The following is an 11,895-nucleotide window of genomic DNA, read 5'->3' as shown; positions in this document are numbered from 1 at the left end:
CCACGCGCAGCCCCGCTGTGCCGGAGACCCACAAGAACGCGGAGACACACGCATGCCCATCACCCATGCCCAGAGAACGCCCCGAGCCGTCAGCGACTACCAATTCGCCAGTGTCCCAGCGCGCCTTTTGCGCACCGCTGCGCGCCAGCCCACGCATCCCGCCTACTGCGTGCGCGACGCCGCAGGCTGGCAGGCCACGAATTGGGGCGACTATGCCGCCCAGGCACGCCAGGCCGCGCGCGCCCTGGTGGCGCTGGGGGTACAGCCGGGCGATGCCGTATGCATCCTGGGCTTCAACCGGCCGGAATGGACCACCATGGATCTCGCCGCCATGATGGTGGGGGGCGTGGCCGCCGGTATCTACTGGAGCAGCGCAGCCAACGAAATCGCCTACATCGTCGAACACAGCGGCTGCACGGTGCTGCTGGTGGAAAACGTGCAGCAATGGCAGAAGGCAGCGTGCGAGCCACAGGCGCTGTCCCGCCTGCGCGCTGCGGTGATGATGCGGCGTGCCAGCACCGAAGCCCCTGCGCAAACCCCTGGCGGCATAGCCCCTCCCATGACCTGGGAGGCCTTCATGGCGCTCGGCGCCGGCATGGAGCACGATGCCGAGGTGCAGCAGCGCCTGGATGCCATCCAGGAAGGCGGCATTGCCACGCTGATCTACACCTCGGGCACCACGGGACACCCCAAGGCCGTGGAACTGACCCATGCCAACCTGAGCTGGACCTCTTCCGCCCTCTGTGCCGCCTTCGCCGTTGCGCCGCAGGACCGCCTGATTTCCTACCTGCCGCTGGCCCACGTGGCCGAGCAGATGGGCGCCATCTGCAACCATGTGCTGGCAGGCTACCAGCTGTACTTCGCCAACTCGCTTGAAACCCTGGGCGAGCACCTGCAGGAAGTGCACCCCACCATCTTCTTTGGTGTGCCCCGTGTCTGGGAAAAGATGCAGGTGGCAATCGCCACCAAGCTGAACGCCGCCACCGGCCCCAAGGCCGCCCTGGCGCGCTGGGCACTGCGGGCTGGGCGCGACTGGCATGCCAAGGCCCTGCAAGGCCAGCAGCCAGGCGCCTGGCTCGGTCTGAAGAAGCGCCTGGCGGGCAAGCTGGTGCACCACAAGGTGCAAAAGGCGCTGGGTTTCGACCAGGCGCGCATCCTGCTCTCGGGCGCTGCACCGATTTCCGTGGAGAACCTGCAGTTCTTCACCAGCCTGGACTTGCTCATCGGCGAGGTCTACGGCCAGTCGGAAGACAGCGGCCCCACCGCCATCAGCCTGCCGTGCTTCATCCGCATCGGAGCAGCAGGCAAGCCTCTGCCCGGCGTGCAGGTGCGCATTGCCGAGGACGGCGAAATCCTCGTCAAAGGGCCCAATGTGTTTGTGGGCTACCGCAGCCGCCCCGAAGCCACGGCCGAGGCCCTGCAGGACGGCTGGCTGCACAGCGGCGATCTGGGCCGCATCGACGCGGACGGTTTCATCTACGTCACCGGCCGCAAGAAGGATCTCCTCATCACCTCGGGCGGCAAGAACATCTCGCCGGGCAATATCGAGGCCGACCTGATGAACCTGCCCCTGGTGGAGCATGCCATCGTGGTGGGCGATTCGCGCCACTACCTGGCCGCGCTGCTCACGCTCAAACCTGACGTGCTGCGCGATTTTGCCCAGCAGCGCGGCTTGGCTGGCACGATGGAAGCTTGGTGCCGCAGCGCTGAAGTGAGTGAGGAATTGCAGCGCGGCGTGGATGCCGTCAACAGCCGGCAATCGCGCGTCGCGCACGTGCGCAAATTCAGCGTGCTTGCGGATGCGCTTTCCATCGACAACGGCTGCCTGACGCCGACACAGAAAATCCGCCGCAACGTCGTGCAGCGGCAGTACGCCGCGGAAATCGAGGCGCTTTACCGGGACGAGGCGGTGGGCTGAGCCTTGGCCGCACCCTGCCGACCGCTGTAGATCCACAGCCCTATGCCCGCCAGCACCATGGGCACGCACAGCCACTGCCCCATGCTCATGCCCAGCGACAGCAAGCCAAGGTAGTCGTCGGGCTCACGGAAGTATTCGGCCGTGAAGCGCAGCACGCCATAGCCAATGAGGAACGCTGCCGCCACGCGGCCGCGCGGCCGCTCGTGCCGCGCGAACAGCCAGAGCAGCACGAACAGCAACAGGCCTTCAAGCAGAAACTGGTAAATCTGCGAGGGATGGCGCGGCAGCATCGAACCACTCTGCGGAAACACCATGCCCCAGGGCAAATCAGGACTGGAGAAGCGCCCCCAGAGTTCGCCGTTGATGAAGTTGCCAATCCGCCCTGCCGCCAAGCCAGTGGGCACACAGGGTGCGACAAAGTCGGCCACCTCCAGCCACGGGCGCTTGCGTGAGTGGGCGAACCAGATCATCGAGGCGATGACACCCAGCAGCCCGCCATGAAAGCTCATGCCGCCCTTCCAGATGGCAAAAATTTCCAGCGGATGGCTGCCATAGAAACCAGGTTTGTAGAACAGGCAGTAGCCCAGACGCCCCCCCAGCACCACGCCGACGACGCCCAGAAACAAGATGTCTTCCACATCCTTGCGCGTCCAGGCGCGCGGGCCCGCCATGGAAGCAAACGGCTCGTGGTTCAGACGCAGCGTGCCCAACCACATGAAAAAGCCGAATGCGGCGAGATAGGTCAGGCCATACCAGTGGATGGCGAGCGGGCCAATTTGCAGGGCAATCGGATTGAAATGGGGATACATCAGCATGGTGGCCGGTATTGTGCCTGTGCCCACGCTTGCGCCTGCGCGATACTGGCGGCCACACACGAAGGAAACACCATGCAGGGCCATCCAGACGTTATTGCCTATTTCAAGGAACTGCTGCGCGGCGAACTGGCCGCCCGCGACCAATATTTCATCCACTCGCGCATCTATGAAGACCAAGGCCTCACGCGCCTCTTCACCCGCATGGACCACGAGATGCAGGAAGAGACCCAGCACGCCGACGCCCTGCTGCGCCGCATCCTGTTCCTGGGCGGCACGCCCGACATGCGGCCCCGAGAATTTGCCTTTGGCAGCACCGTGCCCGAGATGCTGCAAAAAGACTTGGCACTGGAATACGAAGTGCGCGCGGCCCTGCAAAAAGGCATGGCATTGTGCGAGAGCGTGGCCGACTACGTGGGCCGCGACCTGCTGCTGACCCAATTGCACGACACCGAGGAAGACCACGCCTACTGGCTGGAAAAGCAACTGGCCCTGATCGAGAAGCTTGGCCTGCAAAACTACCTGCAAAGCCAGATCGAAGAGACAGCCTGAGTAGCCTGGCAGGACGAAGAAAGTAGTTAAATCAGCCTCTAGCGCTTATGCAGAAAGCGTCAATAGCTATCAACTAAATAGCAAAAGGTTCGCCAACCAAGGCTGGCGAACCTCCCAGGGATGACCAGTCTTGGCCGCTTCAATCGTCCAGCAGCGACACGTCGCGCACGGCGCCCTTGTCGGCCGACATCACCAGCTTGGCATAGGCCTTGAGCGCACTTGAGACCTTGCGCGGGCGTGGCTGTGCCGGCTTCCAGCCCTTGGCGTCTTGCTCGACTCGGCGCTTGGCCAGTTCCTCGTCAGACACCAGCACGTTGATGCTGCGGTTCGGGATGTCGATGCGGATACGGTCGCCCGTGCGCACCAGACCAATCGCGCCACCGGCCGCCGCTTCGGGCGACGCATGGCCGATCGACAGGCCGGACGTACCGCCCGAAAACCGCCCATCGGTCAGCAGCGCGCAGGCCTTGCCCAGGCCCTTGGACTTGATGTAGCTCGTGGGGTAGAGCATTTCCTGCATGCCAGGGCCGCCCTTGGGGCCTTCGTAGCGCACGATGACCACGTCGCCGGCCTTCACTTTGTCGTCCAGGATGTTGGCCACGGCCTCGTCCTGCGACTCGACCACGTGCGCCGGACCTTCGAATACCAGCAGCGCATCGTCCACGCCGGCCGTCTTGACCACGCAGCCGTTCAGGGCGATGTTGCCGGTCAGCACGGCCAAGCCACCTTCTTGCGAGAAGGCATGGTCGTAGGCACGGATGCAGCCGTCCTTGCGGTCCATGTCGAGGCTGGGCCAGCGGGCGTTCTGGCTGAAGGCCACCTGGGTGGGAATGCCACCGGGGCCGGCCAGGTAGAAAGTCTTGACAGCCTCGGACGGATGGCGGGCGATGTCCCATTCGTCCAGCGCATCCTTCATGGTTTTTGCGTGCACCGTGGGCGTGTCGGTATGCAGTTTGCCAGCTCGGTCGAGCTCACCGAGGATGGCCATGATGCCGCCTGCGCGGTGCACGTCTTCCACGTGGTACTTGTCGGTGTTGGGCGCCACCTTGCACAGCTGCGGCACCGTGCGCGAGAGGCGGTCAATGTCCGCCATGGTGAACTCGATTTCGGCCTCCTGCGCGATGGCCAGGATGTGCAGGATGGTGTTGGTCGAGCCGCCCATGGCGATATCCAGCGCCATGGCGTTCTCGAACGCCTTGAAGCCCATGGAACGCGGGAGCACGCTGGCGTCGTCCTGTTGGTAGTAGCGCTGGCACAGCTCGACGACCAGACGGCCAGCGCGCTTGAACAGCGCTTCGCGATCGGCGTGTGTGGCCACCAAGGTACCGTTACCAGGCAGCGAGAGGCCCAGCGCCTCGGTCAGGCAGTTCATCGAATTGGCCGTGAACATGCCCGAGCAGGAACCGCAGGTGGGGCAGGCAGAGCGCTCCACCTCGGCCACCTCGGCATCGGACACCTTGTCGTCCGCCGCCATCACCATGGCGTCGATCAGGTCGAGCTTTCTGACCGTGATCGAACGGGCCGCTGGCGTGGCCGACTGCACCTTGCCCGCTTCCATCGGGCCACCGGAGACAAACACCACGGGGATGTTCAGCCGCATGGCGGCCATCAGCATGCCGGGGGTGATCTTGTCGCAGTTGGAGATGCACACCATGGCGTCGGCGCAATGGGCGTTGACCATGTACTCGACCGAGTCGGCAATGATGTCGCGGCTGGGCAGCGAATACAGCATGCCGTCGTGGCCCATGGCGATGCCGTCGTCCACGGCAATGGTGTTGAATTCCTTGGCCACACCGCCCGCCGCCTCAATCTCGCGCGCCACCAACTGGCCGAGGTCTTTCAGGTGCACGTGGCCGGGAACGAACTGGGTGAAGGAGTTGACCACGGCGACGATGGGTTTCTGAAAATCATCGTCTTTCATGCCAGTGGCACGCCACAGGGCGCGGGCGCCAGCCATGTTGCGGCCGGCGGTGGAAGTCTTGGAACGGTAAGCGGGCATCGTTGAGTTGGGCGAATGGTTACTGGGAGGTCGCGTTTAATTATCCTTTAGCCGTTGCGCTGCCACCGGACATATCAGGCCCGGTGCAAGAACAGCAGCAGACTGCAAACGCGTGGCACCCCACGCCATGGCTCTCCCCTCTCCAATGAAAAGGTACTCCATGAGCGACAACAAGGTCATCCCCATCCGGCCCGTGAATGAACGCAGCGCCCACATCACGCAAGGCAAATCGCGTGCGCCCAACCGCTCCATGTACTACGCCATGGGCTACCAGGAGTCCGATTTCTCCAAACCCATGGTCGGCGTGGCCAACGGCCACAGCACCATCACGCCCTGCAATTCGGGCTTGCAGAAGCTGGCAGATGCCGCTATCGAAGGCATCGAGGAAGCGGGCGGCAATGCCCAGGTGTTTGGCACACCCACCATTTCGGACGGTATGGCGATGGGCACCGAGGGCATGAAGTACAGCTTGGTGAGCCGCGAAGTCATCAGCGACTGCATCGAGACCTGCGTGCAGGGCCAATGGATGGACGGCGTGGTGGTGATTGGCGGCTGCGACAAGAACATGCCCGGCGGCCTGATGGGCATGCTGCGCGCCAATGTGCCCGCCATCTACGTCTACGGCGGCACCATTCTGCCGGGGCGCTACCAGGGCAAGGACCTGAACATCGTCAGCGTCTTCGAGGCCGTGGGCGAAAACGCTGCGGGGAAACTGAGTGACCACGATCTGCATGAGATCGAAAAGCGTGCCATCCCCGGCACCGGCTCCTGCGGCGGCATGTACACGGCCAATACCATGTCGAGTGCGTTTGAAGCCCTCGGCATCAGCCTGCCCTACTCGTCCACCATGGCCAACCCGCACGACGAAAAGCGCAATTCGGCCAAGGAGTCGGCCCGCGTGCTGATCGAGGCCATCAAGAAGAACATCAAACCGCGCGATATCGTGACGCGCAAGAGCATCGAAAACGCCGTGGCCGTCATCATGGCGATTGGCGGTTCGACCAACGCCGTGCTGCACTTTCTTGCCATCGCGCATGCGGCCGAGGTGGAATGGACCATCGACGACTTCGAACGCGTGCGCCAGAAAACCCCGGTGCTGTGCGATCTTAAGCCCAGCGGCCAGTATCTGGCAGTGGATCTGCACCAGGCCGGCGGCATTCCGCAGGTCATGAAGATGCTGCTAGGCGCAGGGCTTCTGCATGGCGACTGCCTGACGATTACCGGCCAGACCATTGCCGAAGTGCTCAAGGACGTGCCCGACGCGCCGCGCGCCGACCAGAACGTGATTCGCCCCATCGACAAGCCCATGTACGCGCAAGGGCACCTGGCGATCCTCAAGGGGAATCTCAGCCCCGAAGGCGCGGTGGCCAAGATCACCGGCTTGAAAAATCCGGTGATTACCGGCCCGGCGCGCGTGTTTGATGACGAGCAATCGGCCCTGCAGGCGATTCTCGACGGCAAGATCGTCGCGGGCGACGTGATGGTGCTGCGCTACCTCGGCCCCAAGGGCGGGCCTGGCATGCCGGAGATGCTGGCACCGACGGGCGCGCTGATCGGCGCAGGCCTGGGCGAGAGCGTCGGCTTGATTACCGACGGGCGTTTTTCCGGCGGCACCTGGGGCATGGTGGTGGGCCACGTTGCGCCAGAAGCGGCGGCCGGCGGCACGATTGCCTTCGTGTACGAGGGCGACTCGATCACCATCGACGCGCACCGGCTGATTCTGGAACTCAACGTCCCCGAGGCCGAAATCGCCCGGCGCCGCGCGCTCTGGCAAGCGCCTGCACCACGCTACCGGCGAGGCGTACAGGCCAAGTTCGCCTTCAATGCCGCAAGCGCCAGCAAGGGTGCGGTACTCGACAACTATTGAGGATCAAAAAACAAAAGCGTCCGGAGCACGCTCCAGACGCTTTTCGTGTGTGGCGAAGCAACAACCTCAACGCGGACGGCGTGGGCGAATACCCATGGCCTCCTTGTTCCGGTCAATGCGCTCCTGCTTGCGCTGGTCCATTTTTTCCATGGCTTTGCGTTTGGTATAGCCTGTGCTGTCAGCCCAAGCCCACCACAAAAGCGTTACAGCAAACGGGGACAGCACCCACCACCAGGACCATGTGGCGACGGGGTTGATCTCAAGATACTTGAGAAGCACAAGAAGAATGCCAAGACCAAGTGCGTACATGATGTTCCTCAATAATGAATGTGGGATTCCCCATTGCTCCACCTGGAGTCATTACAATCATCTTTGCAGCAATGTAACCCAACGAAGGAACCACCACCATGATGAAACGCACCCTGCTTGCTTTCGCGATCACCGTGTCTGTTGCCGCTCCGGCAATGGCCGACGACGGCCTCGCTCTCGCCCAATCGAAAAACTGCCTAGCCTGCCACGCCGTCGACAAGAAGGTGGTCGGTCCTGCTTACAAGGACGTGGCCAAGAAATTCGCAGGCCAAAAGGACGCTGTGGCCATGCTGACCGACAAGATCATGAAGGGCAGCCAAGGCGTGTGGGGTCCGGTGCCCATGCCCCCAAACACGCAGGTCAACGCGGCCGAGGCCAAGCAACTGGCAACCTGGGTGCTGTCGCTCAAGTAAGCCTGACAACGCCTTCGGGCGTTTGACGCCTCACGGCTGCCCTGTTGCACACAGGGCAGCCGTTATTTTTTGGGCCCCTGCTTATGCGTGCTCATTCGACGGCCCGCCCCGGCGCACGCAACTGGTGCTCCAGCTGCCCCACGCAAGCAGCCATGGTGTTGTCCGATTCATTGGCCCGCGCCAAGAGGCGTGACTCAAGCGTCTCGATGCGTGCCATCAGTGCCGAATGGGTTTCCTGGCTTTGCTTGTGCAGGAAGGTCTTCATTTCGGTGAAGCGCGAGGCCTCGGCCTTGTCGGCAAGCTCTCGCTGTGCCTGCATCTCCTTGCCGTGTCGGCGCGTCTCCAGCAGCACGGACCCTTGCAGCCACAGGACATAGGCGATAAACAAGGCGGTCAGCAGCGTGGTCAGGGCCAGCATCACCATACCCAAGGGCGCCTCGACCGTGACAACACCCAGAGACATGGGCGCTGGCGCTGCAAGCGTCGCCCAGTTGAGGAATGCCAGCGCCGCCATGGCAGCCATGGTGAGCATGAGCAACAGAGATCGCAGGTTCATGGTGTCCTCGCAGTCTGCACAAATTTGCGCACAACACAGCGCACCCCGGACTTGTACCCGATTCTGTCCGCGTGCAACACCTCGCCAACGAAATTTGGCTCAGGGCAATGCTGAACAAGTCCCTCACGCCCCGCGCATCCGTCCCTCGGGCCGTCTGCGGCGTTGCAAATCCTCGCCATAGCTGCGGCTATGGCTGCGGTTTGCGCCTTGCATCCCATCCCGATGCACGGCGCGCGTCATCGCGGCGACTTATTCAGCATCGCCTCAGTTGGCCTGGGCCAACTGAGCTGTACAGAGGATTTTTCTGCTGCTTCGCATCGCTGCGCGGCAGGAGTACTTCAAACTCCGCCAGCGCTGCACACTGGCGCCATTCGGCGCCTTCTGGATCAGTTGGACTGGGCCAACTGTTCCAGAATTGCGGGATTCTCCAGCGTGCTGGTGTCCTGGGTGATGGCTTCGCCCTTAGCGATAGAGCGCAGCAGGCGGCGCATGATCTTGCCGCTGCGCGTCTTGGGCAGGTTATCGCCAAAGCGGATGTCCTTGGGCTTGGCGATGGGACCAATTTCCTTGGCCACCCAGTCGCGCAGTTCCTTGGCGATCTGCTTGGCTTCCTCGCCCGTGGGACGGCTGCGCTTCAAGACGACAAAGGCGCAGATGGCCTCGCCCGTGAGATCGTCCGGGCGGCCCACCACGGCGGCTTCGGCAACCAAATCCGTCTTGGCCACCAGAGCAGATTCGATTTCCATCGTGCCCATGCGGTGTCCGGAGACATTCAGCACGTCGTCGATGCGGCCAGTGATGCGGAAGTAGCCGCGATCGGCCGAGCGCACGGCGCCATCCCCCGCGAGATAGGTCTTGCCGCCCATTTCATCGGGGAAATAGCTCTTCTTGAAACGCTCCGGGTCGCCCCAGATGGTGCGGATCATGCTCGGCCAAGGGCGCTTGATGACCAGCATGCCGCCGGAGCCGTTGGGGATGTCGTTCCCCGTTTCGTCCACGATGGCGGCCATGATGCCGGGCAGCGGCAAGGTGCAGCTGCCGGGCACCAGCGGCGTGGCGCCGGGCAGCGGGGTAATGACGTGGCCGCCGTTTTCGGTCTGCCAGAAAGTGTCCACCACCGGGCAGCGCTCGCCGCCAACGTTCTTGTAGTACCACATCCAGGCTTCGGGGTTGATGGGCTCGCCCACGCTGCCCAGAATGCGCAGGCTCGACAAATCCGAACGGTCGGGGTGCACGACCGGATCGGCCTCGGCCGCCTTGATCAGCGAGCGGATGGCCGTGGGCGCCGTGTAGAACACGGTGCACTTGTGGCGCTCGATCATCTGCCAGAAGCGACCAGCGTTCGGGTAGGTGGGGATGCCTTCAAAAATAATCTGCGTGGCACCTGCCGCCAGAGGTCCATACGTGACGTAGGTATGGCCGGTGATCCAGCCGATGTCGGCCGTACACCAGAACACGTCGCTGGGCTGGAGGTCGAAGGTCCAATCCATCGTCACCTTGGCCCACATCAGGTAGCCGGCGGTGCTGTGCTGCACGCCCTTGGGCTTGCCGGTGGAGCCGGAGGTATAGAGGATGAAGAGCGGATGCTCGGCGCCCACGGCAACCGGCTCGCAGTGGTCGGATTGGCCTTGCATCGCCTGACTGAACGTCAGGTCACGCCCGGCCACCATGTTGCACGCGGTCTTGGTGCGCTCGAACACCAGCACATTGCGCACCTTCTCGCAACCCCCCATGGAGAGGGCTTCGTCGATGATGGCTTTGAGCGGCAACTCCTTGCCGCCACGCAATTGGGCATTGGCAGTAATGACGACGCTGGCGCCCACGTCAATGACGCGTTCGTGCACGGCCTTGGCCGAAAAACCGCCAAACACCACGCTGTGGATGGCGCCCAGGCGCGCGCAGGCCTGCATGGCCACCACGCCCTCGATGGTCATGGGCATGTAGATCAAGACCCGATCGCCCTTGACCACGCCGAGCGCCTTGAGCGCATTGGCAAAGCGGCTGACGCGGCCCAGCAGCTCCTTGTAGCTGACACGGGTTATCGCGCCGTCATCGGCCTCGAAAATGATCGCCGTCTTGTTCTCGGCGGCCGTGCCCATGTGGCGATCCAGGCAGTTGGCCGAGGCATTGAGCTCGCCGTCTGCGTACCACTGGTAGAACGGCGCATTGGATTCGTCCAGCGTCTGCGTGAACGGCTTGGTCCACTGCAGGTGTTCGCGGCCGAGCCGCGCCCAGAAACCTTCGTAGTCCGCGGCTGCTTCGGCGCACAAGGCCTCATAGGCGGGCATGCCGGAGATGCGCGCGGCCTTTACCGTCGCTTCGCTGGGGGGAAAAACACGGTTCTCGACGAGGGTGGATTCAATGGCAGACGAAGGCGCGCTCATGGGGGGAAGTCTCCTGAAAGTCATGGGGATGGCTCCCGCCAATGTCGGCGCTGGCACTTACAACGCACTGACGGGCCCTGTTGGCCCGCGCGCTTGCCTCTACAGGGCGAGTCGTGCGCGAGCTGAGCGGTATTGTGCCCGCAAGCGATCCACCAAAATAGCCGTGCTGGTGATCTCGGTCACTGCACCTATGCCTTGGCCACAGCCCCAGATGTCTTTCCAGGCCTTCTTGGCATCACCGCCAAAATTCATCTTGCTCGGATCGGACTCGGGCAGGTGGTCTGGGTCCATGCCGGCAGCGCGGATGGAAGGCGCCAGGTAGTTGCCATGCACGCCGGTGAAGAGGTTGCTGTAGACGATATCGTCGGAGTTGCCGTCCACGATGGCCTGCTTGTAGGCGTCGCTGGCGCGCGCCTCCTCGGTAGCAATGAAGGCCGAGCCGATGTAGGCGAAATCGGCCCCCAGGGCCTGGGCGGCCAGTATGGCGTCGCCGGTGGCGATCGCGCCACTGAGGGCAATGGGGCCATCAAACCATTGGCGGATTTCCTGGATCAGCGCGAACGGGCTCTTGACGCCCGCATGGCCCCCCGCACCGGCAGCGACCGCAATCAGGCCATCGGCACCCTTCTCGATCGCCTTGTGCGCGAACTTGTTGTTGATGATGTCGTGCAGCACGATGCCGCCCCAGCTGTACACGGCCTGGTTCACGTCCTCGCGCGCACCCAGGCTGGTGATGACGATGGGCACCTTGTATTTGGCGCACACCTGCATGTCGTGCTCCAGCCGGTCGTTGCTCTTGTGCACGATCTGGTTGATGGCGAACGGCGCCGCAGGCTGCTCCGGGTGCGCCTTGTCCCAGGCAGCCAGGGTTTCGGTGATTTCGGCCAGCCACTCGTCCAACTGCTCGGCGGGGCGGGCATTGAGCGCCGGCATGGAACCCACGATGCCCGCCTTGCACTGCGCGATGACCAGCTTGGGGTTGCTGATGATGAACAGCGGCGAGCCAATCACGGGAAGCGAGAGATGCTGCAAAACAGGGGGAAGCTTGGGCATGGCACTCAAAATTTAGGTAAAAATAGCTTCTA

10 protein-coding genes are annotated in these 11,895 nt (G+C 63.2%); 4 read left to right on the top strand and 6 right to left on the bottom strand.

Annotated features, from left to right (window positions below; translation table 11 throughout):
* Positions 1-52: 52 nt before the first annotated feature.
* On the top strand, positions 53-1,918 hold the full coding sequence (locus D3F03_RS00685) for an AMP-dependent synthetase/ligase (protein ID WP_158606118.1): 1,866 nt from the start codon (positions 53-55) through the stop codon (positions 1,916-1,918).
* Here D3F03_RS00685 and lgt read toward each other — a convergent pair.
* Positions 1,894-2,733: a prolipoprotein diacylglyceryl transferase gene (lgt, locus tag D3F03_RS00680; protein WP_119108488.1), complete on the bottom strand. Its 840-nt coding sequence runs from the start codon at positions 2,731-2,733 to the stop codon at positions 1,894-1,896. The genes D3F03_RS00685 and lgt overlap by 25 nt on opposite strands.
* 72 nt (positions 2,734-2,805) lie before the next feature.
* Between lgt and bfr the strand changes: the two genes are divergently transcribed.
* Complete coding sequence (gene bfr, locus D3F03_RS00675) at positions 2,806-3,282, top strand: bacterioferritin (RefSeq protein WP_119107456.1); 477 nt, start codon at positions 2,806-2,808, stop codon at positions 3,280-3,282.
* Between the two features lie 139 nt (positions 3,283-3,421).
* On the opposite strand, the gene ilvD (D3F03_RS00670) is transcribed toward bfr, so the two are convergent.
* Positions 3,422-5,281 carry a dihydroxy-acid dehydratase gene (gene ilvD, locus D3F03_RS00670; protein WP_119107455.1) on the bottom strand — a complete coding sequence of 620 codons (1,860 nt, stop codon included), beginning with the start codon at positions 5,279-5,281 and terminating at the stop codon, positions 3,422-3,424.
* A gap of 160 nt (positions 5,282-5,441) precedes the next feature.
* On the opposite strand from ilvD (D3F03_RS00670), the gene ilvD (D3F03_RS00665) reads away from it, so the two are divergent.
* The gene (ilvD, locus tag D3F03_RS00665) at positions 5,442-7,148 is read left to right on the top strand and encodes a dihydroxy-acid dehydratase (protein ID WP_119107454.1); all 1,707 of its coding nucleotides are present in this window, start codon (positions 5,442-5,444) and stop codon (positions 7,146-7,148) included.
* Positions 7,149-7,214: 66 nt separating this feature from the next.
* Here ilvD (D3F03_RS00665) and D3F03_RS00660 read toward each other — a convergent pair whose 3' ends face one another.
* Entirely contained in the window at positions 7,215-7,457 is a 243-nt protein-coding gene (locus D3F03_RS00660; RefSeq protein WP_119107453.1) for a TIGR04438 family Trp-rich protein, read from the bottom strand.
* A gap of 101 nt (positions 7,458-7,558) precedes the next feature.
* Here D3F03_RS00660 and D3F03_RS00655 point away from each other — a divergent pair, with 101 nt between their 5' ends.
* Positions 7,559-7,870, top strand: coding sequence for a c-type cytochrome (locus D3F03_RS00655; RefSeq protein ID WP_119108487.1), 312 nt, complete (start codon positions 7,559-7,561; stop codon positions 7,868-7,870).
* A gap of 91 nt (positions 7,871-7,961) precedes the next feature.
* Here the strand turns inward: D3F03_RS00655 and D3F03_RS00650 are convergent, their stop codons facing one another.
* The 3 genes from D3F03_RS00650 to D3F03_RS00640 form a co-directional block, all read right to left on the bottom strand.
* Positions 7,962-8,426 carry a LapA family protein gene (locus tag D3F03_RS00650; RefSeq protein ID WP_119107452.1) on the bottom strand — a complete coding sequence of 155 codons (465 nt, stop codon included), beginning with the start codon at positions 8,424-8,426 and terminating at the stop codon, positions 7,962-7,964.
* A gap of 386 nt (positions 8,427-8,812) precedes the next feature.
* Positions 8,813-10,810 (bottom strand): acetate--CoA ligase, encoded by a 1,998-nt coding sequence (gene acs, locus D3F03_RS00645; RefSeq protein ID WP_119107451.1) that lies wholly within the window; start codon positions 10,808-10,810, stop codon positions 8,813-8,815.
* A gap of 99 nt (positions 10,811-10,909) precedes the next feature.
* Entirely contained in the window at positions 10,910-11,863 is a 954-nt protein-coding gene (locus D3F03_RS00640; protein ID WP_119107450.1) for an NAD(P)H-dependent flavin oxidoreductase, read from the bottom strand.
* Between the last annotated feature and the right edge of the window lie 32 nt (positions 11,864-11,895).

The organism is Simplicispira hankyongi (assembly GCF_003570885.1).
In the GTDB taxonomy this organism is placed as follows: Bacteria; Pseudomonadota; Gammaproteobacteria; order Burkholderiales; family Burkholderiaceae_C; genus Simplicispira; species Simplicispira hankyongi.
The sequence above is the reverse complement of the archived record's forward strand: the minus strand, read 5'-3'. Positions and strand labels throughout refer to the sequence as shown.

Bases quoted from the DNA above. Each gene is read 5' to 3' on its own strand.
- D3F03_RS00685 (WP_158606118.1), top strand. From the start codon at position 53: ATGCCCATCACCCATGCCCAGAGAACGCCCCGAGCCGTCAGCGACTAC.
- lgt (WP_119108488.1), bottom strand. From the start codon at position 2,733: ATGCTGATGTATCCCCATTTCAATCCGATTGCCCTGCAAATTGGCCCG.
- bfr (WP_119107456.1), top strand. From the start codon at position 2,806: ATGCAGGGCCATCCAGACGTTATTGCCTATTTCAAGGAACTGCTGCGC.
- ilvD (WP_119107455.1), bottom strand. From the start codon at position 5,281: ATGCCCGCTTACCGTTCCAAGACTTCCACCGCCGGCCGCAACATGGCT.
- ilvD (WP_119107454.1), top strand. From the start codon at position 5,442: ATGAGCGACAACAAGGTCATCCCCATCCGGCCCGTGAATGAACGCAGC.
- D3F03_RS00660 (WP_119107453.1), bottom strand. From the start codon at position 7,457: ATGTACGCACTTGGTCTTGGCATTCTTCTTGTGCTTCTCAAGTATCTT.
- D3F03_RS00655 (WP_119108487.1), top strand. From the start codon at position 7,559: ATGAAACGCACCCTGCTTGCTTTCGCGATCACCGTGTCTGTTGCCGCT.
- D3F03_RS00650 (WP_119107452.1), bottom strand. From the start codon at position 8,426: ATGAACCTGCGATCTCTGTTGCTCATGCTCACCATGGCTGCCATGGCG.
- acs (WP_119107451.1), bottom strand. From the start codon at position 10,810: ATGAGCGCGCCTTCGTCTGCCATTGAATCCACCCTCGTCGAGAACCGT.
- D3F03_RS00640 (WP_119107450.1), bottom strand. From the start codon at position 11,863: ATGCCCAAGCTTCCCCCTGTTTTGCAGCATCTCTCGCTTCCCGTGATT.